Origin of the sequence: Streptomyces massasporeus (assembly GCF_014648995.1) — a bacterium.
Classification (GTDB): domain Bacteria; phylum Actinomycetota; class Actinomycetes; order Streptomycetales; family Streptomycetaceae; genus Streptomyces; species Streptomyces massasporeus.
On the sequence record NZ_BMSE01000009.1, the window covers coordinates 185,835 to 210,741 of the forward strand.

Here is a 24,907-nt window from a genome sequence, read left to right on the forward strand (position 1 = left end):
GGGAGCCGGGCCCCACGGCGTTTCCGGGCGAGGTGCCGCCGTGGCGAGCCATGTCGAACGTATGTATGTGCATCGCCTTCACCGGGCGGGACCTGTGGATAACTCCGGGGCTGTCGGTGCGGGCGCCTATGGTGGACGCAGTGGTCGAGGCGCGACGCACGGGGGACGCAACGATGGGCGCGACGGGCGGGACGGGTGTGATGACGGAACTGGACGCGGTGACCGGAGCCGGGGTGACCGGGGCCGGGGTCGGCGCGGGCAGTGGTCCCGCCGGGCCTCTCGGCGCCGACGCGAGCGAGGCGCTGGCCGCGCTGCACCGGGTCTTCGGGTACGAGGCCTTCCGCGGTGAGCAGGAAGCGGTCATCGAGCATGTGGTGGCGGGCGGCGACGCCGTCGTGCTCATGCCCACCGGTGGCGGCAAGTCGCTGTGCTACCAGATTCCGTCCCTGGTCAGGCCGGGTACGGGTGTGGTCGTCTCCCCGCTCATCGCCCTGATGCAGGACCAGGTGGACGCGCTGCGGGCGCTGGGCGTGCGGGCCGGGTTCATGAACTCCACGCAGGACTTCGACGAGCGGCGGATGGTCGAGGCCGAGTTCCTCGCCGGCGAGCTGGACCTGCTGTACCTGGCGCCGGAGCGGCTGCGGGTGGGGAGCACGCTCGACCTGCTCTCCCGCGGCAAGATCTCCCTCTTCGCGATCGACGAGGCGCACTGCGTCTCCCAGTGGGGCCACGACTTCCGGCCCGACTATCTGGCGCTGTCCCTGCTCGGTGAGCGCTGGCCGGACGTGCCGCGCATCGCGCTGACGGCGACGGCCACGCACGCGACGCACCAGGAGATCACCGAGCGGCTGAACATGCCGACGGCCCGCCATTTCGTGGCGAGCTTCGACCGGCCCAACATCCAGTACCGGATCGTGCCCAAGGCCGACCCGAAGAAGCAGCTGCTGAGCTTCCTGCGCGAGGAGCACGCGGGCGACGCGGGCATCGTCTACTGCCTGTCGCGCAACTCGGTGGAGAAGACCGCCGAGTTCCTCAGCCGCAACGGCGTCGAGGCGGTGCCGTACCACGCGGGCCTGGACGCGGGCACCCGCGCCGCCCACCAGTCCCGCTTCCTGCGGGAGGACGGCCTGGTCGTGGTGGCGACCATCGCCTTCGGCATGGGCATCGACAAGCCGGACGTCCGTTTCGTCGCCCACCTCGACCTGCCCAAGTCGGTCGAGGGCTACTACCAGGAGACGGGCCGGGCCGGCCGCGACGGGCTGCCGTCGACGGCCTGGATGGCCTACGGACTGAACGACGTCATACAGCAGCGCAAGCTGATCCAGTCGGGTGAGGGGGACGAGGCCTTCCGGCGCCGGGCCCAGGCCCACCTGGACTCGATGCTGGCGCTGTGCGAGACGGCCCAGTGCCGCCGGGGGCAGCTCCTCGCCTACTTCGGCCAGGACCCGGACTCCTCCGGCTGCGGCAACTGCGACACCTGCCTGACCCCGCCGGAGACCTGGGACGGCACCGTCGCGGCGCAGAAGGCCCTGTCCACGGTGGTCCGGCTGCAGCGGGAGCGCGGGCAGAAGTTCGGCGCGGTGCAGATCGTCGACATCCTGCTGGGGAAGCGGACCGGCAAGGTCATCCAGTTCGACCACGACCAGCTGTCCGTGTTCGGTATCGGCGAGGAACTCACCGAGGGCGAATGGCGGGGCGTCATCCGCCAGTTGCTCGCCCAGGGGCTGCTCGCGGTGGAGGGCGAGTACGGCACGCTGGTGCTGACCGAGGCCAGCGGGGCGGTGCTGCGGCGGGAACGGGACGTGCCGCTGCGCAAGGAGCCCAAGAAGCCGGTGACCTCCCGGGCGGGGTCCTCGTCCACGGGCTCCGGGCGAGGCGAGCGCAAGGGCAAGGCTGCCGCCGCCGAGCTGCCCGAGGAGCTGCTGCCGGCCTTCGAGGCGCTGCGGGCCTGGCGCGCCGAGCAGGCTCGTGAGCAGGGCGTCCCGGCGTACGTGATCTTCCACGACGCCACCCTGCGGGAGATCGCCACGGTGTGGCCGACGTCGGTGGGGGAGCTCGGCGGGATCAGCGGCGTCGGCGAGAAGAAGCTCACCACGTACGGGGAGGGTGTGCTGGAGGTGCTCGCGTCGCTGGGCGGGCCGGCGGGCTCCGCCCCCGCGGGCGACTCGTCGCCGGCCCCGACAGCGTCCGGCCAGGCTCCGGCTCACACCCCCGCTCAGGACGCGGGCGAGCCGGACCACTGGCCGGAGATGGACGAGGAGCCGGAGCCCGACGACTGGATATAGGGCCGGGCTCCGGCCGGGTCAGACGGATCCGGAAGCCGGGCCGGTCACAGCGCCCGTCCCGCGTACGCCCTGACATCCGCGTCGGAGTCCGTCGTCGCCGTGGCGAGCGCCGCCCGGGCCTCCTCGGTGCCGCGATGCCGGGTCAGTGCCAGGACGGCGGCCTTGCGGACATCGGCGTTGGCGTCCGCCAGGGCCTTGGCGAGCGCCGGGACGGCCACGTCGGGGTCGGCGACCGACAGGGCGGTGGCGGCTCCGGACCGGACCTGCCAGGCCGTCTCGGACAGGGCGGCCACGGCGCGTGCGGTGAGGGGCGCCGGGCAGCCGGTGGTGCCGAGTGCTCCGTAGGCCGCGGCCCGCACCAGGGCATCGGGGTCGTCGAGGAGGCCGGTGAGGGCCGCTTCGATGGCGCCCGCGGCGGGATCGGCGGCGGCAGGGGCGTCATCCGCGAGCCGCTCGGCACCCACCGTGGCCAGGCCCTTGGCGATCGCGACCCGGACCTCGCGGGAGGGGTCGGCGAGCGCCACGCGGGCCAGTTCGCCGGCGGCGTCGACGGACACCAGGGCGCGTACGGCCTCGATGCGCACGGCGATGTCGGAGTCCGCGAGAGAGCCCGCGAACAGGGCGGCGTCTCCGAGGCGCAGGGCGCGCAGGACGTCCAGGGCCGCGGCGCGGACCACCGGGTCCGGCTCGGCCAGGGCGGCGGCGAGACCGTCGCGCAGGTCCGGCTCGGCCGGGAGCGTCTCGACCAGCTCCCGCAGTGACGCGGCCGCGGCGGCACGCACCTCGGCGGCGCTGTCGCGCAGGGCGGCGGCGAGGGCCGTGCCCGTCCCCGGTGGGAGCGTCTCGGTGAGCACGGCGACGGCCTCACGGCGGACGGCGTCGACAGGGTCGGCCAGGTAGGGCCGAAGGGCGGCCAGTTCGGGCTCCTCCTCGGCGAGGGCGACGAGTTCGAGGAGACGGGCGGCGGACTGCTCATCGGAGGGGGCGGAGGCCGAGGACTGGGGTGCCGAGACCGGCTCCGTCGCCTCGACGGCAGCCCCGGCCGCGGACGCGACCGGCGCCAGGTCACGCGAGCCCGCCGTGGCCACCTCCTCGGCGTGGACCTCGCCGATGGCCCGGGAGGGGCCGCCGACGGGGTCGAAGCCGTCGACCGGAACGAGATAGGGAGCCACGGGCCGGGCCGTGAACTCCATCGCACCAGAGGGGGACTTGTGCAGATCGAGGTGGTGGAACCAGGACGTGTCGTCGCGCTGCGGATGGTCGAGACGGTCGTGGTAGAGGCCCCAGCGGGACTCCGTCCGGGCCAGGGAGGACCGGGCGGCCATCTCCGCGCAGTCGCGGATGAAGGTGACCTCGGCGCAGCGCATCAGCTCGTGCGCGGTGCGGGCGCCCATCCCGGCGATGTCGGTGTGCATCCGCTCGAATGCCTCCAGGGCCAGCGACAGCCGGGCACCGGACTTGGGCGGGGCGACGTAGTCGTTCACGAAGCGGCGCAGCTTGTACTCGACCTGGGGCTGCGGCGGGCCGTCGGGATTGCGCAGCGGGCGGTAGATCAGTTCGTGCGCCTCGCGCAGCTGATCGGACGGCAACTCGCCCGCGTAGGCCTGGTACTGGGACGCGTCCGCGCCCGCCAGGTCTCCGAAGACGAACGCGCCGATCATGTAGTTGTGCGGCACGCAGGCCAGGTCGCCGGCGGCGTAGAGCCGGGGGACGGTCGTGCGGGCGTGCTCGTCCACGCGGACGCCGGAGGCGGAGTGGCCGCCGCACAGGCCGATCTCCGAGATGTGCATCTCGATGTCGTGGGTGCGGTAGTCGTGGCCGCGGCCGGAGTGGAAGGTGCCGCGCGTGGGGCGCTCGGTGGAGTGCAGGATCGTCTCCAGGGCCGAGACCGACTCCTCGGGGAGATGGCTCAGCTTCAGGTAGACGGGCCCCCGGTCGGACGCCACCTCGGCGGCGAACTCGGCCATCATCTGGCCCGACCAGTAGTCGGAGTCGACGAAGCGTTCGCCGTGCCGGTTGACCTGGTAGCCGCCGAAGGGGTTGGCGACGTAGGCGCAGGCCGGGCCGTTGTAGTCCTTGATCAGCGGGTTGATCTGGAAGCACTCGATGCCGGTGAGTTCGGCGCCCGCGTGGTAGGCCATGGCGTAGCCGTCGCCCGCGTTGGTGGGGTTCTCGTAGGTGCCGTAGAGGTAGCCGGAGGCGGGCAGCCCGAGGCGGCCGCAGGCGCCGGTCGCGAGGATCACCGCGCCCGCGCGGACCTGGACGAACTGTCCCGTGCGGGTGTTGAAGCCCGCCGCTCCGACGGCCCGCCCGTCCGCCGTGAGGACCCGCACCGGCATCACGCGGTTCTCGATGCGGATCTTCTCCCGCATCTCGCGTCGCCGCAGCTGCCGGTAGAGGACCTTCTTGACGTCCTTGCCCTCCGGCATCGGCAGTACGTAGGAGCCGGAGCGGTGGACCTGGCGGACGGAGTAGTCGCCGTGCTCGTCCTTCTCGAACTTCACGCCGTAGGACTCCAGCCGCTGCACCATGCCGAAGCCGCGGGTGGCGGTCTGGCGGACGGTGGACTGGTCGACGATGCCGTCGTTGGCGCGGGTGATCTCGGCGACGTAGTCGTCGGGTTCGGCGCGGCCGGGGATGACCGCGTTGTTGACGCCGTCCATGCCCATGGCGAGCGCGCCGGAGTGGCGGACGTGCGCCTTCTCCAGCAGCAGCACGTTCGCTCCGTGCTCGGCGGCGGTCAGGGCGGCCATGGTGCCGGCGGTGCCGCCGCCGATGACGAGGACGTCGCAGGTCAGTTCCTCGGCGTCGGCGAGGGACGGGACGGCCAGGGGGGTGTCCGCAGGGGGGTTCACGGAGGTGGTCACCGGGGTGCCTTTCACGTACCGAGCGAGGTGAGGACGTCGCGCCGCAGGGCCACGCGCGCCGGGTCGTCGTGCGCGCCGCGGTCCCGCGGCCGGGGGATGTCCCGGACGGCGACGAGGCCGCCCGCGCCGAGCAGGGCCACGCGGTCGCCGAGGAACAGGGCCTCGTCCACGTCGTGGGTGACGAAGACGACGGTGGCGCCCGTGCCCTGGAGCACCTCCACCAGCAGGTCCTGCATGCCCGCCCGGGTCTGCGCGTCGAGCGCGCCGAACGGCTCGTCCATCAGGACGGCGCGCGGGCGCCCGGCCAGGGCGCGGGCCAGCTGGACGCGCTGGCGCTGCCCGCCGGAGACCCGGTGCGGCAACTGCCGTGCCTGCGAGCCGAGTCCGACCCGCTCCAGCCAGGCCTGGGCCTGTTCGCGGCGCCGGGCGCGGGGCACGCCGCGGATGGCGAGGGGCAGTTCGACGTTGGCGCGCAGGGCGCGCCAGGGGAGCAGGGCGTCCTCCTGGAAGACCAGGGCGCGGTCGGCCGAGGGGCCGGTCAGCGGCTGCCCGTCCTGGGCGATCTCGCCCGCGAGCGGCGCCAGCAGGCCGGCCAAGGTGCGCAGCAGGGTCGACTTGCCGCAGCCGGACGGGCCGACGACGGTGAGGATCTCGCCGGGGGCGACGTCCAGGTCGACCTTGTCCAGGGCGGGCGCTCCGGGGCGGCCGAGGGAAGCGCCGGTGAGGGTGAGCCGGGTGCCGCGCACCGGGGTGGTGGGGGCGGCGGCCCCGGACGACGTGCTGCGGCCGGTGTCGGTCGACCTGCTCGGGGCGGTGTCGGACGACGTGTTCGGGACGGTCTCAGACGAGGTGCTCATCGCGTGCCTCCTCGGATCGGGTCACGCCGGTGCCGGTGCCGGTGCCGGTGCCGGTGCCGTTGGTGGGGGCGGGGGCGGCCGCTGCCGGCGTCACGGACCGGTCGGGCCGGGGCGGCCGGGCCCCGGGCACGTACGCGCTGCGGGGCAGCCAGCGGGTGAGGCGGCGGCCCAGGAGTTCCACGGCCGTGGAGGTGAGCCAGCCGAGGACGCCGATGGTGACCATGCCGACGAACACGCCGGGGTAGTCGACGACGGTGTAGTCCTGCCAGGTGCGGTACCCCACGCCGTACTGGCCGGAGATCATCTCGGCGGAGATCACACAGATCCACGAGACGCCGATGCCGACGGACAGACCGCCGAACACACCGGGCAGCGCGCCCGGCAGCACGACCGAGCCGAGGATCCGCCACCGGCCGCCGCCCATGGTGCGCACGGCCTCCTCCCACACGGGGGTCAGGGCGCGCACCGCGTGCCGGGTGGAGACCAGGACCGGGAAGAAGGCGGCGGTGCAGGTGATGAAGACGATGCCCTGCTCGTTGGAGGGGAACAGCAGGATCGCGACGGGGACCAGGGCGATGGCCGGGATCGGCCGGATCACCTCCAGCACCGGACCGAGCAGGTCCTCGGCGAGACGCGAGCGCGCCACGAGCACGCCCGTGGCCACACCGAGGACGGCGGCCAGCAGGAAGCCGGTGAGGATCCGGGTGAGGCTGTCGGTGAGGTCCGTCCAGTAGTCCGGCCCGGACACCCGGGCGGCGAAGGTCCGGGCCACGTCGGTGACCGTCGGGAACTGCGAGAAGCGCAGCCACAGGTCGATGTCCAGGCTGGTCAGCGCCTGCCACAGCCCCAGCGCGGCGGCCAGCGACACCACGCGGAGCGCGTACCGCTTCACGACGCCCGCTCCAGGGCGTCGGCGTACGGGACGACCCGCGCTCCGCCGTGCCCGGCGATGTACGCCTGCGCGGTGTCGGGGGCGACGAAGGGCAGCAGCTTGTCGCCGTCGGCCACCCACACGGCCTTGTCGGCGAACCAGAGGGTGCCGGTGGTGGTGTCGGGGACGTAGGCGGCGCGCAGGGCGTCGCGATGCCCGGCGACGTAGCGCAACAGCTTGGAGGGGGAGTCGAACGTGACGGTCTTCGAGGCGCCCTTGGGCCAGGCCTCGCTCGCGGCGGGCGCGGGCTTCGTGGCGAGGTGCTCGGTGTACGCCGCCGGTCCGAGGGCCTTCTTCACGTACTGGTCGTCGACGAAGGAGTCGACGTCCACGTCGCCGGTGAGCTTCGCCGACTTGAGGATCGCCACGTCCTGCTTCAGCGCGGAGACGAGCCGGGGCTTGATGGCCGGGTCGAAGGTGGCGATGCCGTGATCGCCGTTGTAGAGGTAGACGACCTCGGCGGGCAGGCCCGTCGCCTTCGCGACCTTCTCGGCGGCGTCCACCGGGTGGTCGTTCAGGTAGTCGGTCGCCTCCGCCTGGGCCTTCAGGAACGCCTCCAGCACGGCCGGGCGCTCCTTCGCGAAGTCCTCGCGGGCGGTGACGCCGTGGAAGGTGGGCAGGTTCAGCCGGGCGCCGTCGTAGATCGCCTTCGCCTTGCCCTGGAAGGCGAGCAGGCCGGGCCAGGCGACAAACTGGGAGAGCGCGTCCGTGCTGCCCGCCGTGAGGGCGGAGGCACCGACGGAGGGCTGCTGGTTGAGCTTCTCGATGCCGCCGTTCGGGTCGATGCCGGCGCGCTGGAGAGCCCGCACGAGAGTGCCGTCGGCGGCCGAGCCGACGCTCGTGGAGACCTTCTTGCCCTTCAGGTCCTTCAGGGAGGTCAGCTTGGAGCCGGGCGCGGTGACGATGGTGTTGAGGCCGCCGCGGAGGTTGTAGCCGGTGACCGAGACCAGGCGGGTGGGGCTGTTCAGCTGCTTGCCGCGGGCCGCGTTGATGAGCAGCGGGAAGTCACCCATCGAGCCGATGTCGATCTTCCTGGCGGTCATCTGGGCGGTGATGGGGGCGCCGGTGGCGTAGTCCTGCCAGTCCACCTTGTAGCGGACGCCGTCGTGCAGCGAGTTCAGCTGCTTCTCGAAGGCGCCGAGCGAGCGGAGCAGGGTGCCCGCCGTGACGGTGTTGATCGTCCTGGACTGGTAGCCGACGGTGACGGTGACCGTGGAGCCGCTGCCCGCCTCGGCGTCACCGCCGCAGGCGCTGAGCGGGAGCAGGAGAACGCCGGCGGACACCGCGACCGCACTGCGTTTCAGGGTGGTTCGGGGCATGACGGTTCGGGACGTCGTGGTTCGGGACATGACGGTTTCGGCCTCTCACCGGAGCAGATAGGGCATGTTGACCGTGACGGCTCCGGTGGGGCAGCGGGCCGCGCACGGGCCGCAGTACCAGCACTCGTCGACGTGCATGTAGGCCTTGCCGTTGCGCTCGTCGATGGCGAGGGAGTCCAGCGGGCACATGTCCACGCAGAGCGTGCAGCCGTCGATGCACTTCGACTCGTCGATGGTCACGGGCACGTCGGCCCGCTGGGGCGCCAAGGGCATGGCTGTCTCCAGGGATGTGCGCGAGCGGGGTGGTTACCGGGTCCGGTGCAGCAGGCCGCTCATGGTGATGCGGTCGCCGCGGAAGCGGATGAACTCCAGGTCGACCGGACGGCCGTCCGCGAGGTGGGTGAGGCGTTCCAGCATGAGGACGGCGGCGCCGCGCGGGGCCTCGAGCACGGCGGCCGAGTGGGTGTCCGCGCTGACCGCTTCCAGGGTGATCTCGGCGTGGCCGAGGTGCTGGCCGGTGACGGCTTCCAGGAGGCGGAAGACGTCGGTGTTCTCCAGGTCGGCGCCGAGCAGTTCGGTGCCGATGTCGAGGGGGATGTAGGTGAGGTCGAGGGACAGGGGCAGACCGCCGAGCCTGCGCAGGCGTTCGATGTAGAGGACGTCGGTGCCGGGCGCGAGCCCGAGGCGGTCGGCGACCGGGGCGGGTGCCGGGGCGGGGCCCATGGTGCGGACCTCGTTGGTGACCCGCCCGTGTTCGCGGAGGGTTTCCGCGAGGCCCATCAGGCGGTCGAGGCCGTGGGGGTACTTGTGGGCCACGACCACGGTTCCGACGCCGGGCTGACGCTCCACGAGACCCTCGGCCCGCAGCAGGTCGAGGGCCTCGCGGACCGTGTTGCGGCTGGTGCCGTACTCGGTGGCGAGGGTCGACTCGTGCGGGAGGGTGCCGCCGGGGAAGGCGCCGGTGAGCGCCTGCTGGCGGAGCAGGTCGGCCAGTTGCCGGGCCCGGTCGGCGCGCAGCCGTCGCCGCGCGCGGTGGGCGGCGACGGTGGTCGCGGCTCCCTGTCCGGCGTGGTCTCGGATGCGGTCACTGGGCATGGCTCGGACCATACCTATCCGATAGGAAAAGTGGTGTTGCGGGAATGTTGCGCCACCGGGAGTGTGACCTGTTCGACTGTTGAGCTGCGGTTTCGGCCGGCCCGCGGGGAGATCCGCCACCACGGCACGGGCCCGCCCGGCTACGACAGCGCCGTCAGCCCCGGGGCGAACGCGATCAGCAGGGGCAGCAGCGGGACGAGTGCGGCCGTCGTGGTGGTGAGGGCGCGGTGCAGGCGGTCCAGCCGGGGCGGCGGTTCCAGGAGCCGGTCGACCCGTTCGCCCAGCAGGCGGTTGCTGGAGGCGCAGGACAGGACGCCGCGGTGCTGGTTGAGCTCGATCAGGGCCAGGGCGGTCGTCAGGTGGCCGCAGCGGCGGGAGGCCGTGTCGTCGGCGGCCAGTTCGACCAGGCGGTGCGTCTGGTCGCAGAAGTGCGCGAACAGCGGGATGCGGGGGAAGCCGGTGGCCAGGGCGGTGGAGAGGTGCAGCAGCCAGTCGTGGCGGGCCCGGGCGTGGCCGCGCTCGTGGGTGAGGACGGCGTCGAGCTGGTGGCCGGTGAGGCGGTGCAGGGCGCCCGTGGTGACGATCAGCTGGGGCGGGCTCCCCGGCATCCACCAGGCGTCCGGGTACTCGTCCTCAAGGACCAGCAGCGGACCCCGGGCCGCCGGCAGGCCGGCCGGCAGGTCGGGGGCGCGCTCGCGCAGATGGGCGCGCGCCTGGGCACGCCGCCTGCGCGCCTCGACGAGCTCCCGCGCGAGCATGGCGGTCGTCCAGGCGGCGCCGCAGGCCAGCAGCAGGGTGAGGGCGGCGGCCCACGGCGGGGCGGTGGACAGGTCGTACGCCGCGGTGACCGCGGGCGGCGCCGGGGCGAACAGCTGGGCGCGGACCGTGCCGAACACGGCTGCGGCGCCCAGGGAGAGCGCCGTCACGCAGGCCAGCAGGACCGTGGCGACCAGGCACTGCCAGACCCACAGCGCGACGACCGGTTCCCGCTCGGGCCACGCGGCCCGGGTCAGCGCCCGGGGAACGGGGACGGCGGCCGTCACGGCGACGACGCTCAGCAGGAGCAGGCAGACGGTCATGGCCACGGGCTCCGGTTCCTCGTCGGAAGAGGGGCGGACACGGGTGGTGCGGGGGAGGGCGGCCGCCGCGCGCACCGATGGTCACGACGAGCGTGACGTACGTGCGGGCACACCGCCCCGCGCCCAGTATGACGGGCCGGGCGGTGTGCGTCAGGGGTCGAACGACAACGGAAGGGACCGCAGGGGCGACCGTCGGCCGGCCCCCGGCCGTCCGGCGTCAGCCCTGGACCACTCGCCCGGTCACCTCGCCCAGCCCCACCCGCACGCCGTGCGGCCCCGGGGCCCAGGCCGTAAGGGTCACCTCGTCGCCGTCCTCCAGGAACGTGCGCTTGCCGTCGGGGAGTTCGAGGGGCTCGCGGCCGTTCCAGGTCAGCTCCAGCAGGGAGCCGCGCTCCCGTTCCGACGGGCCGCTGACCGTGCCGGAGCCGTAGAGGTCGCCGGTGCGCAGGGAGGCGCCGTTGACGGTCATGTGGGCCAGCTGCTGGGCGGCCGTCCAGTACATGGTGGAGAAGGGCGGCTCGGAGACGACGTGACCGTTGATCGCGACGCTGATCCGCAGGTCGTAGCCGCCGGGTTCCTCGTCGCTGTCGTCCAGGTAGGGCAGCAGCTCGTGCGTCCGGGCCGGGGGCGCCACGAGGGCCTCCTCCAGGGCGTCCAGCGGGGTGATCCACGCCGACACCGACGTGGCGAAGGACTTGCCGAGGAACGGGCCGAGGGGCACGTACTCCCAGGCCTGGACGTCGCGGGCGGACCAGTCGTTGAGGAGGCACAGCCCGAACACGTGCTCGCGGAAGTCGCCGAGGGCCACCGGCGCGCCCATCCGGGACGGCACACCGACGACGAAACCGACCTCGGCCTCGATGTCCAGGCGGACGGACGGGCCGAATACGGGAGCGGCGTCCGTGGGGGCCTTGCGCTGGCCGGACGGCCGTGCGACCTCCGTGCCGGAGACGACGACCGTGCCGGAGCGGCCGTGGTAGCCGATGGGCAGGTGCTTCCAGTTGGGGGTGAGGGAGTCCTCCGCGTCGGGGCGGAAGATCTGCCCGACGTTCCGGGCGTGGTTCTCGGAGGCGTAGAAGTCGACGTAGTCCGCCACCTCGAACGGCAGGTGCAGATCCACCGACGACAGGGGGTGGAACAGCGGTGCGACGGTCTCGCGGTGGGACGGCACGGTCACCCAGGCGGTCAGCGCCCGGCGCACGTCCGACCAGGTGGTGCGCCCCGCGGCCAGCAGCGGGTTGAGGGTCGGTCGGGCGAGCAGGGAGGCGTACGGCGAGCCGAGCGCGTGGGCCGCGGCGCCCGCGTCCAGCACATGGTCGCCGAGCCGGACGCCCACGGTCCGGTGGGACGAGCCGGGCAGGGAGAACACGCCGTACGGCAGATTGTGCGGGCCGAAGGGGTCACCCTCGGGGACATCGAAGGGGGGCATCGGGTGCTGCCTCGCTTTCGGGTGTGCCATGTCGTCACCACGTATTCGTGGTCGTGCCACACGTTACGGGTGACACGCCGGTCCTGGGCAGAGTCCGAGGAGGTGGAGAGGGACGAACGGGGCAGGTGGGCCCGGGTGGGACCGGACGGGGCGACTCCGGCGGGCCGGACGGGACGCCGCATTCGTACGTGCCGGAAGTTATCCACAGGACGCGACGCAATCTTGACGGAGCGGTGCGAACGGGGCGACTCTGGGCGGGTGCCGGAAGGCCTCGGGGAGGGGGCTTTCCCACGGCACATCTGGGGGGCGGATGGCCATAGGGGAGGCCGGTCCGGGTTCGGTGCGGCGTGGTGCACAGCCGAAGCGGCTGGAAGAGACCATGCGCGTCCGGCTCGGCCGGGAATGTGTGTACGTACCGTCGTGCCGTTTCGGGCTGTACGTGGCGCTGCGCCACTGGTGCCCGCCCGGCGGACGCGTGCTGATGTCGCCGGTCAACGACGACGTGATCTTCTTCGTCGTGCTCGCGGCCGGACTGCGCCCGGTGCAGGCGCCGTTGAACCCGCTCGACGCGTCCATCGACATCGATGCCGTGCCGGACGGGGTGTGGGGCTCGGTGTCGGCCGTGCTCACGACGAACCTGTACGGCAACCCGGACCCGGCGCCGCGCCTGAGGCAGAAGTGCGACGCGCTGGGGATCCCGCTGTTCGAGGACGGGGCGCACGCGATCGGCAGCCGGGTGGGGGACCGGCCGGTCGGGGCGTGGGGCGAGGCCTCGGTGTTCAGCCTGTCCAAGCACGTCGGGGCGAAGGCCGGAGGCATGCTCTCGCTCGCCGACCCCGGGTTACGGGAGGCGGTGGAGAAGACCTGCGCGGGACTGCTCGCGCCGCGCCGGACGAGCGCCGAACTCGCCTACCTGGTCCGGCCGTACGCGGAGGCGACGGTGCGTGGCCTGCGGCTGCGGCGCGCCGCCTGGGCCGCGATCCGGCTGCTGGGTCTGGCGGACCGCGAGGAGATCCGGATGCCGCTGCGCCCGGAGGAACTCGCCCTCGCCGCCCGCCAGACGCCCGGGCTCGACGCCCACCACCCGTGGGTGCGCGTCGACATGCACGACTACCGCCTGGAGCCCGGCCGGCTGCGGCTGCGGCGCATCGGCCACAAGCTCGACCGGCTGGACGAGGTGCTGGACGCCTGCCGGGCGGGCACGGAGCTGCTGCTGTCCACGCCCTGGGCCAAGCCGCGCGAGGGCCACGGGACGCAGCCGCTGTTCCGCGTCCCGCTGTTCGTGGCCGACCGGGACGCGGCGATCGCGGCCCTGGCCCGGCAGGGCATCGTCGTCGGCTACCTCTACGACCCGCCCCTGGACGACTACGCCGGTGCGGAGTTCACCGACCCCTCACCGGCCCCCGGGGCGGCCCGCTGGTTCGCGCGGCACGCGCTGCCCGTGGACCCGCTGCGGGCGCGGACGGTCGTCGAGGTGCTGGAGCGCTCCGGGGCACAGCCGGTCCGGGCGCCGGGAGAACTGCCCGGGAGCAGGCAGACACCGGGAGGGCTGGGACAGTCCCGTGGCTGAGATCCAGGTGCACGAGCCCGCCGCCGCGCGCACCGACGGCGGCGGACCGAAGCCTGCCAGCAGCGACCACACCCACGACTCACTGTTCAAGAACGCCTACTTCCTCATGCTCAGCACCGGCGTCTCCGCCGTACTGGGCCTGGGATTCTGGCTGGTGGCCGCCCGCTACTACACGGAGGAGGCCGTCGGCCAGGGCTCGGCCGCGATCGCCGCGATGCGGCTGCTCGCCAGCATCACCGCGACGACGATGATCGGCGCCGTCGTCCGCTTCGTCCCGCGCGCGGGGCGGGAGACCGGGCGTCTGGTGTGGGGCACGTACGTGGCCAGTTCGCTGGTCGTCGCGCTCGCCGCCGCCGTCTTCCTGCTCACGCTCGACGCCTGGGGAGCGTCCTACGCCCCTCTGGGCACGCCCATGGCGGGCGCGGTGTTCGTCGCGGCCTGTGTGGCCTGGGCGTTGCTCACCCTCCAGGACGGGGTGCTCACCGGACTGCGCAAGGCGGAGTGGGTGCCCGCCGGGAACGCGGTGTTCTCCGTCGGGAAGCTGGCCCTCCTGGCCGTCTTCGCCGGCACGCTGCCCGTCCTCGGCATCTTCGTCTCCTGGGCGGTGGCGATCGCCTTCTCCACGCTGCCGCTGGGCTGGCTGATCTTCCGCCGGCTCATCCCGCGGCAGGCGGAGGCCGACCGCGACAAGGAACCCCCGAAGATCAAGGACATGGGCCGCTTCCTGGCCGGGGACTCGCTGGGCGCGCTGTTCAGCCTGGCGATGATCAACCTGCTGCCGGTGATGGTCGCCGTCCGCTTCAGCGCCGCCGAGAACGGCTACTTCTACGTGGCCTACACCGTCGGCGGCACGATGGAGTTCATGGCCATCAACATGGCCTCGTCGCTCACCGCGCACGCCTCGCACGACCCGCGCCAGCTCGCCGACGGCGTCCGCGGCGCCCTGCGGCGCATGACACTGCTGCTGGTCCCGGTCGTGGCCGTGCTGGTCGTCTTCGCCCCCTACATCCTCACGCCCTTCAGCCCGGACTACGCCGAGCACGGCTCGACCGTGCTGCGGTTGCTCGCCCTCGGCGCCCTGCCACGGGTGGTGGTGGAGCTGTACATCGGCGTGCTGCGCGTCCAGGGGCGCACGGGCGTGCTGGCCGCCCTCCAAGGCGCCATGTGTGCCCTGGTGCTGGGCTGCGCCGCCGTGCTGTTCACCCCGGCCGGGATCGCCGGCGCGGGCTGGGCGGTGCTGCTGAGCATGACGCTGATCGCCGTCGTCTCCACGGCCGGTCTGCGCGCGGCCCTGCGCCACGACGACAGCGCACCCCCCGCCCGTACGCCCGCCGGCCCCGCCTACGGCACCCACTGGGCGAAACTCAACGCCACCGCCGGGTACGGCACGACCTGGGCCCGCCGGGCCGCCTACCAGCCCAGGGACGGCGACCAGGACACGGTCACGCTGTTCATCGGACGCCCCGGCTACGAACGCGAGGCGCTCCAGGCGGACACGCTGGCGCTGATCGTGCGACCGGAGGGACCGACCAGGGAACCCCCGCCCCACGAGCCCGGAGAACCGGAGCAGGAGCCGCAGGAGCGGCGGCTGAGAGGTGCCCTGTGGAGCCTGCTCGCAGTGGCCTGCCTCTTCTTCCTCGCTCCGCTGCGGGACCTGCCGTGGCTCGACGGCGCCTCGCGGGCCGCCCTGACCGGACGTCAGTTGCTGGAGGGCCTGCCCCTGCCGTCGCTCACCGCGGGCGGCCTGCTGCTCGTGGTGTTCGTCGCCGCCGTCACGCTGAGCACCCGGCGCGACCCGTGGCTGCCCGGCACCGCACTGGCCGCCGCCCTGCTCGCCCTGTACACCGCACCGGTCGCCCTCGGACGGGAACCGCGGCCGGTGGACGGGGCGTTCTATGAGAAGACGGCCGGCTTCCTGGCGGACGCGCTCGGGCTCGACGGGCCCGAGCCGCTGCTGCGCTGGGCGCCGCCGGCCTGCCAGCTGCTGTGTCTCCTACCGCTGGGGCTGCTGCTCGCGAGGGCGGGCGGACGGCCGACGTGGCCGGGGCGCTGGGGGGTTCTGTATCTCGTCGCGGTCGGCGGCTGGGTGTGGCGCGACGCGCTCGCACCCCTCGCGCCGCCCCTGCTCGTCGCCCTCGCGCTGCTCCTGCTGCTCCATCACGCCGCCTCGGCGTGGGCGCGCTCCCGCACCACGGCCTCACCAGGCCCCATAGCCAACCGACCGGCCGACGGGCCACCGACCGGCCCGCCCCGCGACTGATCACACCCGAAGCCGAGACGGATCCGGTCTCAGGGCCGAACAAGCCCGAGCAGAGCCCGAGCAAAGCCGAAACAGAGCCGAAGCAGAGCCGAAGAGAGCAACCGCCAGGGGGGAACCACCGTGCGTCCGCCAACCACACCGAGGGAGAGATCCACGCCGGAACCCACACCCGCACGGGACGGCGCGAACACCTCCGGCAGCGGCCCCGAGACGGCCAGCCAGTCCTCCAGCCCCTCCTCCTCGGAGTCCTCCAGCCCCGCCCACGAGCCCGTGACGGATCTGTCCGACCTGCCCCCCGCCTGGTCCGGGCGGGGCGCCCAGGCCTGGCCCGGTGTTCCGCTGCTCGTGGCGCTCGCCCTGTGGGTGTACGCCATGCGGCACACCGACGTCTCGCGGCTCGACGACTACGGGCTGGTCAGCGCGCTGCACCCGGCCTTCTGGGCGGGACTCGCGGTGCTCACCACCGGCTTCTGGTTCACGGTCCGCGACGCGCGCCGGCCGGCCGCCTGGTCGGCGGTGTACGTGCTCGGTCTGCTGGTGATGGAGCGGGCCACGCAGGCGGTGCTCTACCCGACCCCGCTGTACGCCTGGGCGTGGAAGCACGAGGCGGTCATCGACCATCTGCTCACGGCCGGCGGTCTGCAGACGGCCGATCAGGTCGGCGACATGGCCGTGTACGACCAGTGGCCGGGCTTCTTCGCCGCCCAGGCCGCCCTGCAGCGGCTGCTCGGCGTGGACTCCGCGGCGATGTTCATGGCCTGGTGGCCCCTGGCCTCCAGTCTGATGCTGCTGCTCCCGCTGCTGCTGATCTACCGCACCTTCACCGAGGACCGGCGGCTGATCTGGACCGCGGTCTGGCTCTTCTACGTCGCCAACTGGGTCGGGCAGGACTACTTCTCCCCCCAGTCGGTGGCGTACGCGCTGCACGTGGGCGTCCTCGCCGTCGTCCTGCGGCGCTTCGGCCGGTCCGCGGTGCGGCGGGGCCGTCCGCGGCAGGCCGTGTGGACGGTGGTGATCACCGTCATGATCACGGCGATCGTCATCTCCCACCAGCTCACCCCGGGCATGCTGGTCGTCTGCCTGCTCGCCCTGTGCCTGAGCCGCCGCTACCGCGACTGGGTCCCGGTGGTCACGACCGTCGTGATCTTCCTGGCCTGGTGCCTCACGGCCGCGCTGCCCTTCCTGTCCGCGGCGATGCCGGACATGATCCGCTCCATCGGCGACGTCGGGGCCAACGTCGAGACGGGCTACGGCGCCACCCCGACCGGCACCGGAGCGATCGCCACCTCCTGGGCGGCCCGGCTGCTGTCCGGTTCCGTGCTGCTGCTCGCGGCCGTCGGCGTGCTGCGCCAGCGGGTGCTGCGCCACCGCGCGTGGCCCCTGCTGCTGGTCGCGGCGGCCCCGCTGCCGATGTTCGCGGCGAGCAGTTACGGCAGCGAGATGATCTTCCGGGTGCTGCTGTTCATGCTGCCCGGCGCCGCCTTCTTCGCCGCCGCCGCGCTGCTGCCCAAGGTCCGCACGCTGGCCGCCGACGCCGCCGCACAGGAGGCCGGCAACCGCCGGGCCACCGGCCCCGCCAAGGCCCGCCGGTGGGGGATCGGCACCTGGGTGCCGCTGGCCGCGCTGCTCGGCGGAACCCTGGCGTTCGTCCCGGCCTACTCGGGCAAGGACCGGATCAACTACTTCCCGCCGCAGGAGGTCGCCCTCGTACGGCAGCTCTTCGACCAGGCGCCGGACGGCTCGCTGGTCGTGGCCGCCAACCGCAACTACCCGGACGCGTACGCCTCCTACTGGAGCGTCGACCACTACTGGTTCCTCGACGACGCCCGCAGTCACGTCGACCGGATCGTCAGGAGCCCCGCCGCCACCCTCGCGCGGGACATGGCCGGGGTGGAGCGGCCGGGCCGGGCCTACTTCCTGCTCACCCAGGGGCAGCTGGCCAACTCCGAGATGAACGGGCAGCTCGACAAGGCGCAGCTGAACCGCATCCAGAGGTCCGTCGCCGCGTCGCCGCGGTTCCGGCTGGTGGCGGAGAACAGCGCCGGGTGGCTCTACGTCCTGAAGCAGTCAGAGGGAGCGGAGCGATGACACCGCAGGAACTCGTGGTCCGGATGCTGCCCCCATTCGGCGGCTGGCTGGCGCTGGCCGCGCTCGCCCTGCCCGGCGGATCGCCGCTGCGGGGCGCGGCGGTCGTGCTCTTCCTGGCGGCGGGCCCGGGCGCGGCCGTGGTCAGAGTCTGCGCCCCCGCCCTGGGGGCGCGGCCCGCCGAAGGGCCCGTGGAGCGCCGGGACCCGGACTTCGCCCGCCACTCCGACCTGCTGGAACGGCTGATGCTGACGCTGTTCCTGAGCATCGGAGCCTTGATGCTCGTCGCGACCGTGCTGATCGCCACACACGCCTTCAGCGCACAGCGGGTGCTGCTGACGCTGACGCTGCTGACCACACTCGCCGCGTTCTGCCCGCCCCTGCGCGCCTCCCCGCGGCCGAGGACACCGAAGGGTTCCGCTCAGTGAGGTTCAACCGTCCCCACCGTCCCTTTCGCCGCACGCCGAGCACGACCGGAGGACAGCACCGAAAAGATCCACACGAGGAGCAGTCCGCCGGCCCGTCGGCATCGGGCCGGCGCCGACTGCTGATCACGTCCGCCACGGTCGTCAGCGCCGTCCTGGTCGCCGCGTTCGCCCTGCGGGACGCATCGGGGCCGGGCTCGGGAGCCGCCGGCTCCAAGGCGGACTGCCGCCCCACGGCCCTCCTGGAGCCGCCCTGCGGCGCCTGGTTCGGCGCGTTCGTGCCGCACGAGCGCGACGACCTCCCGGAGAAGGTGCGCGCCTACGAGAAGCGCGTGGGACGCGAGCTCGACATCGTGTACACGTACCACGACATGTCCCTGGCCTCGGGCGCCCGCCGCGAGGGCCAGCTGCTCACCCCCGAGGAACAACGCGTCGGCGAGGACCATCTGCTGCTGCTCTCCTGGGAGAGCAAGTGGTGGGGCGGCACGAAGCAGCAGCAGCCGACCTGGAAGCAGATCGCCTCCGGCGAGCTGGACGACAAGGTCATCGACGTCCAGGCCCGGCGCATCAAGGACTACGGCAAGAAGGTGTTCCTCTCCTTCGACCTGGAGATGGACACCCGCACCCCGGCCAGCGGCACACCCGCCGACTATGTGAAGGCCTACCGGCACATCCACGACCGGTTCCGCGAACTGGGCGTGGACAACGTGGTGTGGACGTGGATCACCACCGGGTACCTCGACCACGCGGACGAGATCAAGAAGATGTACCCGGGCGACGACTACGTCGACTGGGTCGGCTACAACCAGTACAACTACTACCGCTGCCACGACGCCGGCTGGCTGACCTTCGCGCAGACGCAAGCCGCCACGCACGACTGGATCCGGGACAACATCTCCGACGACAAGCCGCTGATGCTCTCCGAGTTCGGCACCGCCGCCGACGCGAACCGCCCGCAGCGGCAGGCCGAGTGGTACGCGCGGGTGCCCGGGGTGCTGAAGGACCTGGACGGTGTCAAGGCCGCCCTTCAGTGGAACTACCGCGACCCCGGACCGCACTGCAACCTGGCGCTGGCGAACGACGCGGCCTGGGACAGCCTACGCAAGGCGGTCGCCGACCCGTACCTCAACCAGCCGCCGCGGTAGTCCCCACCGGGGTTCACCCCGCGAACTCGGGCCCGTGCACCACCGCACGGGCCCGGCGGTACCAGCGCCAGGCGATCGTCTTCGGCCCGTCGCGGTACGGCGCGACCCGCGCGCCCGCCCCCGCCAGCCAGCCCTCGACGTCGGCGACGGTGTGGGTGCGCCGGACGATGAGCCGGGCGATGCGGTACCGCTCGTCGCGGTCGGAGCTGAGCGCGTGCCGCACCGCGGTCGCCGTCTCGTAGCCCGCCCGGGCCGACATGGCCCGCACCCGGGGGCTGTTGTAGCCGTGCGGATAGGCGAGGTGCCGGATCTCGTGCCCGAGGGCGTCCTCCAGCACCGCCTTGGAGGTGCGCAGTTCGTACGTCAGGGCCTTGGCGGACAGGGTGTCGAGCTGCGCGTGCGTGACGGTGTGACTGCCGATCTCCATGCCGGAACGTTCCAGCTCCGCCGCCCGGGCCAGGGTCATCATCGGGGCGGGCGGCAGCAGACTGCGGCCGCCCGGGGCGATGGCGCCGGTGGTGAGGTAGGCGGTGGCGGGCAGCCCGCGTGCGGCCAGGACCTCGGCGGTGGGGCCGGGCAGATCGGCGAACCCGTCGTCGAAGGTGAGCAGCACGGGCCGGGGCGGCAGGGGCGCCCGACCGGCCAGATGATCGGCGACCGTACTGATCGTGACGGGCGTACGCCCGCTGCCGGCGATGACGTCGAGATGCGCCGCGAACTGCCGTGGCGTGACCGTGAACTCGGCGATCCACTCCGGCGGGTCGTCCATCACCGCGTGGTAGAGGAAAACGGGGATGGCCGGGGTGCCCGAGGGCGATATCGGCCCCTCACCACGGGTACGTGCCGACGTCGTCATCTCGCCCCCTGAGCGGTCTTCGCCCCCTGAGCGGCCTGCTCCCGCAGGGCGGTCTTCGCCCCCTGAGCGGTCTTCGCCCGCTCAGCTCTCTGCTCCCGAACCGCCGCGCGCAGCGCGTACCGCGCCCGCAGATAGCCGACGGGCCCGTAGACCATCCCCCGGCGCTGCAACCGCGACAGCCGCCGCGGCCAGGGATGCGTCCGCTCGTCGTGGTCGCCCGGTGCGCCGGTGCCGCCCGCCGCGTCCGTGTCGCGCACGGCCGTCAGAGTGCGGGCGTGGGCGAGGCCGCGGGGCAGCCTCGCGAGGAACGCCGGCAGCAACGCGGGCCGGTTCACGAGCACCGCGGTGAGGTACGCCGTGAGCCCGGCGCCGTAGCCGTACGCCTGAGTCTCCAGATCCCGCCAGGTCTCCCGGTGGTGGTGCCACACCAGGGCGTACGGCGTGTAGTGCAGCCGGTGGCCCTGGGCCAGGACGCGGACGAAGCCGTAGAGGTCGTCGCCGCCCCGGGCCGCCGTGCCGGCCCCGGTGGCCGGGTCGAAACCGCCGACGGAACGCAGCACCGCCGTGCGGAACGCCATGTTCGCGCCCGAGCCGAACCGCCCGGCCGTGAACGGGAACAGCGGCTCGTCGCCCGGCGGACGCGCCGGGTCGTACGTCCTTGGAGTGAAGCCTTTCGCGAAGCCGCCGTGGCTCTCCAGCAGCACCTGGGCCGGGGTCGTCAGCCGCGCCGGCAGGATCAGCCCGGTGCCGCACCCGAGTCCGGCGTCGGCGGCGAAGGGCGCGGTCAGCTCGGTCAGCCAGCGAGGGTCGGTGACCACGTCGTCGTCGGTGAAGGCGACCACCTCGCCGCGCACGGCGTCCAGCCCGGCGTTGTGGGCGGCTGCGAGCCCCGGAACGGGCTCACAGACGTACCGCACGCGCTCGGCGTACTTCCGCTCGATGAGCTCCCGCGTCTCGTCCGTGACCGGCGCGTTGTCGACGACGACGATCTCGAACCGCGGATGGTCCTGCGCCAGCAGCGAGTCCAGCGCCCGGGCCAGCTGCCCGGCCCGCTCCCGGGTCGCGACGACGACGGTCGTGAACGGCGGCTGACCGGGTCCGCCGAAGACGGCCGGCCCGCACTCCGCCCGCGCCCGCTCCGCCAGCACGGCTTTCGCATCCGCCCCCTCCGGTACCCGCCCGAGCAGCGTGCCCACGGGCCGGCCGCCCCTCCTGACCAGGACGAACACCTCTCCGTGCGTCACGGGCGGACTCCCCGGGCCGGGTCTGAGCACCGCCTCGTCACCGTCGAGGTCCAGCTCGGCGACCTGCACCGCTCCGATGTCCAGGAACCGCCGTATCTCCTCCTGCGCACGCGCCGAACGGGCCATGCGCCCACCCCCCTCGTGAAGTCAGGTACGGCGCAGCCGGGCCGCGCCCTTCAGCGTCCGCGCGGCCAGCGACGCGAGCCGAGGCCTGCCGCGGACGAAGCTGTGCGCGCGGCGTGCCGGCTCGCGGCTCAGCCAGTGCAGTGCCGCGCCCGCCCCCGGACGGGTCACCGCACCCTCGTACACGGGCAGTTCGCCCGTCTTCAGCGCGTCCTTGTACTCGGCCGCGCCCCTCCCCAGGTCGAGCGTGCCGATCCCTTCGGCGGCCGCCGCCTCGGCCATCCGCAGGTGCAGCACCAGACCCGGTGAGAACTTCGCGAACTCCGGGTCGTAGGCCGGGAACCAGCAGGCCAGCACCGAGGCCGAACGCAGCCCGAAGTGCGCGGCGACGGGCCGCTCACCGGCGTACAGCACGGACAGCGTGCCGCTGCACTCCGGCGCCCGGGTCCCGGCCAGCTGCCCGACGAGCCGGGTGATCCACTCCTGGGCGAACCGGTCCCGGCGGCCGGTCCTGCGGTACTGCGCGGACTTCCACTCCATGAGCGTGCGCAGCGCGGCCGGATCGCGTTCGTCGAACACGAAGCGCAGTTCGCCGGCCTGCCGGCCCAGCCTGCGCTCCTTGGCCAGCGTGGTCTTCAGGAACTTCGGCGACTGCGCACGCAGCACCGACTCGTAGGTCTCGTAGCCCTTCTCCACGTCGATGACGTAGGTGGCGTACTCCTCGGCCGCGTACCGGACGAACAGCCGCTGCTCGGCCTCCAGATTGTCGAAGGCGAAGCTCGACAGCGAGCAGGCCCTCAGCAGTTCGCCCGTCTCCAGGTCGAGGCCGGGCCGCAGGATCGCGCCCTGCGCGTCCGAGACGCCGAGCCCGATCGCCCGGCCCTGGCCCCACCGGCCCCGCTCGTAGGGCAGGAAGCCGGCCGGCTCCGGCCCCTCGTACACCACGGCCACCCGGGCCCCGGGCCTGACCCGGCCGACGGCTTCGGTGAACTCCGGCTCCATGAAAGGGTTGCGCGGTGCCTCCGAGGCGGCGCGCAGCGCACGCCAGCGCTCCCTCTCCCCTTCGCCGAGCTCCCCGGGCCCAGCCACGCGAATGCGCCCACTGCTCAACCCGACCCCCCGATCAAGTCCCCCCTGGACACTTGGAAGGTACCGCTCTATGCGGCCCCACGGGTAGGTAGCGGAGCATGTTGTTGCCAACTGGTGCAGAGGCCTTCAACCGGGCAATCGGCATCCACCGTGCGATGAAACGAAGGGCCGCACTGTCCGTATTCTCTGATCATGGCCGCACCCCTCGCATATTCACTCATCGCCACCGACCTGGACGGGACGCTGCTGCGCGGCGACGACACCCTCTCCGACCGGTCCCTCGCCGCGCTCGCGCGGGTGGCGGAGACCGGTGCCCAGCACCTCGTGGTGACGGGCCGGCCGGCGCCGAGAGTGCGGCCGCTCCTGGACGACCTCGGCGCGACGGGGCTCGCGGTGTGCGGGCAGGGCGCTCAGGTGTACGACGCCGGCGCGGACCGGCTGCTGTGGTCCATCACCCTGGACCGGGAGCTGGCCGAGACCGCCCTCGGCAAGATCGAGGCCGAGGTGGGGCAGGTGTACGCGGCGGTCGACCAGGACGGGGTCGACGGGCTCACGCTGATCGAGCCGGGGTATCTGATGCCGCACCCGACCCTGCCCGCCGTGCGGGTCGACCGGCGCGAGGAGCTGTGGGGCGAGCCCATCAGCAAGGTGCTGCTGCGCCATCCCCATCTGTCGGACGACGAGTTGGCGGCGACGGCCCGCTCGGTGGTCGGCTCGCTGGCGACGGTGACGATGTCGGGGCCCGGCACGGTCGAGCTCCAGCCGTGCGGGATCACCAAGGCCACGGGTCTGGCGCTGGCCGCCGAGCATCTGGGGCTGCGGCCGGCCGACACCATCGCCTTCGGCGACATGCCCAACGACATCCCGATGTTCGACTGGGCCGGCCACGGCGTCGCGATGGCCAACGCCCATCCCGAACTCAAGGCCGTGGCCGACGAGGTCACCCTGTCGAACGAGGACGACGGCATCGCCGTCGTCCTCGAGCGACTGCTGGGCGGTACGGCTCAGTACGGGCCGTTGACGTTGTCGATCGAGCCGTAGCGGTCGGCCGCGTAGTTGCAGGCCGCCGTGATGTTGGCGACCGGGTCGTACGGGTCGAAGGAGGTGCCGTCCACGTGGTAGGCGGCGAACGTCGGGTCGATCACCTGGAGCAGGCCCTTGGACGGGGTGCCCGCGACGGCGTTGGAGTCCCAGTTGTTGATGGCCTGGGGGTTGCCGGACGACTCGCGCATGATGTTGCGGTAGATGCCGTCGTAGGAGCCCGGGATCCCCTTCTGCGCCATGATGTCCAGCGACTCGCGGATCCACCCGTCGAGGTTGTTCGCGTAGGTCTTCGCGGACGCCTGGGTGGCCTGGGCGACACCGCCGGCGGGCTTGGCGGCCGGCTTGGCGGGGGCGGACGACGTGGTCGCCGTCTTCTTCGCCGCGTCCGTCTTGGTGGTCTTCACCGTCAGCTTCAGACCCGGGTGGATCAGCTTCGGGTTGTCGCCGACGGCAGCGCGGTTGTCCTTGTAGAGCTGCTTCCAGCCGCCCGAGACGTCGTACTTGTCCGCGATGCGGGCGAGCGAGTCGCCCTTGACCACGGTGTACGTGAGGGACTTGGCGGGCTGGGCCGCCCGCGGCACGGACTGTGCTGCGGCGGGTGCGCTCTGGGGCTCGGCGGCGCTCGCGTGGGTGGCGCCGAGAAGCGGAAGGGTGAGTGCTGCTCCGCCGGTACCGGCGGCGATGATGCCTCGGGTCAGCGGGTTGGTTCTGGGGCGACGGTGCTTGCCTCGTGCGGCCATGGCGATGTTCCTCTCCGGCGCCTGCGAGGTGAGCTGTCGGGTTCGGGCCGGGAGGTGCCCGGCCGCGTACGGCGCTGTGTGCCGTGCGCGGCTTCACCCCGAGCCGTGCCGCTGTGCGGACCGGCGACTTACCTGGGTCCCCCGCTCCTGCCCTGCGTGAGTGAGTCGGTTCCGTGGGAAGTCCGGGCGGCGGCAGGATTAGGCGTCCGCCGGACAGGGCCGGAACGTATGCGAGAGCACATGTCGGGAACAAGCACCTCAGTCACATATCGCGCGGTTGACCTTGGTCGGGGGTGTTTGGGCCGCTTGATCCTTTGCGGGAGCCAAGGCTCAACTGGCTTTCAGGGGAAGGCGTTAGGGGCCGCTGTCGCGGGGAGGGGAAAAGCGGAAGGAGTGATTCAACTCACTGATCACGAGTTCGTAGGGCAATTTCCGCCAAGGGGAATTCGCCGACTCATCACGGC

19 protein-coding genes and 1 riboswitch are annotated in these 24,907 nt (G+C 72.8%); of the genes, 7 read left to right on the forward strand and 12 right to left on the reverse strand.

The window, feature by feature from the left end:
• Window positions 1-173 precede the first annotated feature (173 nt).
• Window positions 174-2,285, forward strand: coding sequence for a DNA helicase RecQ (gene recQ / locus IE153_RS21285; protein ID WP_189591536.1), 2,112 nt, complete (start codon window positions 174-176; stop codon window positions 2,283-2,285).
• Window positions 2,286-2,329: 44 nt separating this feature from the next.
• Here recQ and IE153_RS21290 read toward each other — a convergent pair whose 3' ends face one another.
• From IE153_RS21290 to fahA, 8 genes are all read right to left on the reverse strand, one after another.
• On the reverse strand, window positions 2,330-5,152 hold the full coding sequence (locus IE153_RS21290) for a fumarate reductase/succinate dehydrogenase flavoprotein subunit (protein ID WP_229829090.1): 2,823 nt from the start codon (window positions 5,150-5,152) through the stop codon (window positions 2,330-2,332).
• A gap of 11 nt (window positions 5,153-5,163) precedes the next feature.
• The gene (locus tag IE153_RS21295; RefSeq protein WP_229829091.1) at window positions 5,164-6,009 is read right to left on the reverse strand and encodes an ABC transporter ATP-binding protein; all 846 of its coding nucleotides are present in this window, start codon (window positions 6,007-6,009) and stop codon (window positions 5,164-5,166) included.
• The gene (locus IE153_RS21300; RefSeq protein ID WP_189591463.1) at window positions 5,993-6,901 is read right to left on the reverse strand and encodes an ABC transporter permease; all 909 of its coding nucleotides are present in this window, start codon (window positions 6,899-6,901) and stop codon (window positions 5,993-5,995) included. The genes IE153_RS21295 and IE153_RS21300 overlap by 17 nt, the downstream gene beginning before the upstream one ends.
• Entirely contained in the window at window positions 6,898-8,259 is a 1,362-nt protein-coding gene (locus IE153_RS21305; RefSeq protein ID WP_438817927.1) for an ABC transporter substrate-binding protein, read from the reverse strand. The genes IE153_RS21300 and IE153_RS21305 overlap by 4 nt, the downstream gene beginning before the upstream one ends.
• Before the next feature lie 45 nt (window positions 8,260-8,304).
• Window positions 8,305-8,532, reverse strand: a complete 228-nt coding sequence (locus IE153_RS21310; RefSeq protein WP_003992261.1) for a 4Fe-4S dicluster domain-containing protein — start codon at window positions 8,530-8,532, stop codon at window positions 8,305-8,307.
• A gap of 33 nt (window positions 8,533-8,565) precedes the next feature.
• Complete coding sequence (locus IE153_RS21315) at window positions 8,566-9,354, reverse strand: GntR family transcriptional regulator (protein WP_031109733.1); 789 nt, start codon at window positions 9,352-9,354, stop codon at window positions 8,566-8,568.
• Between the two features lie 140 nt (window positions 9,355-9,494).
• A complete protein-coding gene (locus IE153_RS21320; RefSeq protein ID WP_097223142.1) occupies window positions 9,495-10,433 on the reverse strand; it encodes a M56 family metallopeptidase in 939 nt (312 codons plus the stop codon).
• 217 nt (window positions 10,434-10,650) lie between these two features.
• A complete protein-coding gene (fahA, locus tag IE153_RS21325; RefSeq protein ID WP_189591464.1) occupies window positions 10,651-11,862 on the reverse strand; it encodes a fumarylacetoacetase in 1,212 nt (403 codons plus the stop codon).
• 310 nt (window positions 11,863-12,172) lie between these two features.
• Here fahA and IE153_RS21330 point away from each other — a divergent pair, with 310 nt between their 5' ends.
• The 5 genes from IE153_RS21330 to IE153_RS21350 all read left to right on the forward strand — a co-directional run bounded on the left by IE153_RS21330 (window position 12,173) and on the right by IE153_RS21350 (window position 19,347).
• Window positions 12,173-13,432, forward strand: coding sequence for a DegT/DnrJ/EryC1/StrS family aminotransferase (locus tag IE153_RS21330; protein WP_189591465.1), 1,260 nt, complete (start codon window positions 12,173-12,175; stop codon window positions 13,430-13,432).
• Window positions 13,425-15,692 carry a lipopolysaccharide biosynthesis protein gene (locus tag IE153_RS21335; RefSeq protein WP_229829093.1) on the forward strand — a complete coding sequence of 756 codons (2,268 nt, stop codon included), beginning with the start codon at window positions 13,425-13,427 and terminating at the stop codon, window positions 15,690-15,692. The genes IE153_RS21330 and IE153_RS21335 overlap by 8 nt, the downstream gene beginning before the upstream one ends.
• Window positions 15,693-15,812: 120 nt before the next feature.
• A complete protein-coding gene (locus IE153_RS21340; protein ID WP_229829094.1) occupies window positions 15,813-17,780 on the forward strand; it encodes a glycosyltransferase in 1,968 nt (655 codons plus the stop codon).
• Window positions 17,777-18,205 (forward strand): hypothetical protein, encoded by a 429-nt coding sequence (locus IE153_RS21345; RefSeq protein WP_189591466.1) that lies wholly within the window; start codon window positions 17,777-17,779, stop codon window positions 18,203-18,205. Before IE153_RS21340 ends, IE153_RS21345 begins: the two co-directional genes overlap by 4 nt.
• Window positions 18,202-19,347: a glycosyl hydrolase gene (locus tag IE153_RS21350; protein ID WP_229829095.1), complete on the forward strand. Its 1,146-nt coding sequence runs from the start codon at window positions 18,202-18,204 to the stop codon at window positions 19,345-19,347. The genes IE153_RS21345 and IE153_RS21350 overlap by 4 nt, the downstream gene beginning before the upstream one ends.
• 13 nt (window positions 19,348-19,360) lie before the next feature.
• Here the strand turns inward: IE153_RS21350 and IE153_RS21355 are convergent, their stop codons facing one another.
• Genes IE153_RS21355 through IE153_RS21365 form a run of 3 tightly spaced genes read right to left on the reverse strand, consistent with a single transcriptional unit; the run spans window position 19,361 to window position 22,665 of the window.
• Entirely contained in the window at window positions 19,361-20,203 is an 843-nt protein-coding gene (locus IE153_RS21355) for a polysaccharide deacetylase family protein (RefSeq protein ID WP_229829096.1), read from the reverse strand.
• On the reverse strand, window positions 20,200-21,573 hold the full coding sequence (locus IE153_RS21360) for a glycosyltransferase family 2 protein (protein WP_229829097.1): 1,374 nt from the start codon (window positions 21,571-21,573) through the stop codon (window positions 20,200-20,202). Before IE153_RS21360 ends, IE153_RS21355 begins: the two co-directional genes overlap by 4 nt.
• 21 nt (window positions 21,574-21,594) lie before the next feature.
• Window positions 21,595-22,665, reverse strand: coding sequence for a GNAT family N-acetyltransferase (locus IE153_RS21365; protein ID WP_438817929.1), 1,071 nt, complete (start codon window positions 22,663-22,665; stop codon window positions 21,595-21,597).
• Window positions 22,666-22,851: 186 nt separating this feature from the next.
• Here IE153_RS21365 and IE153_RS21370 point away from each other — a divergent pair, with 186 nt between their 5' ends.
• Window positions 22,852-23,700, forward strand: a complete 849-nt coding sequence (locus IE153_RS21370; protein WP_189591468.1) for an HAD family hydrolase — start codon at window positions 22,852-22,854, stop codon at window positions 23,698-23,700.
• Here the strand turns inward: IE153_RS21370 and IE153_RS21375 are convergent.
• Window positions 23,664-24,443 carry a transglycosylase SLT domain-containing protein gene (locus IE153_RS21375; RefSeq protein ID WP_189591469.1) on the reverse strand — a complete coding sequence of 260 codons (780 nt, stop codon included), beginning with the start codon at window positions 24,441-24,443 and terminating at the stop codon, window positions 23,664-23,666. The genes IE153_RS21370 and IE153_RS21375 overlap by 37 nt on opposite strands.
• Before the next feature lie 3 nt (window positions 24,444-24,446).
• Window positions 24,447-24,624, reverse strand: a riboswitch (cyclic di-AMP (ydaO/yuaA leader).
• Window positions 24,625-24,907 lie beyond the last annotated feature (283 nt).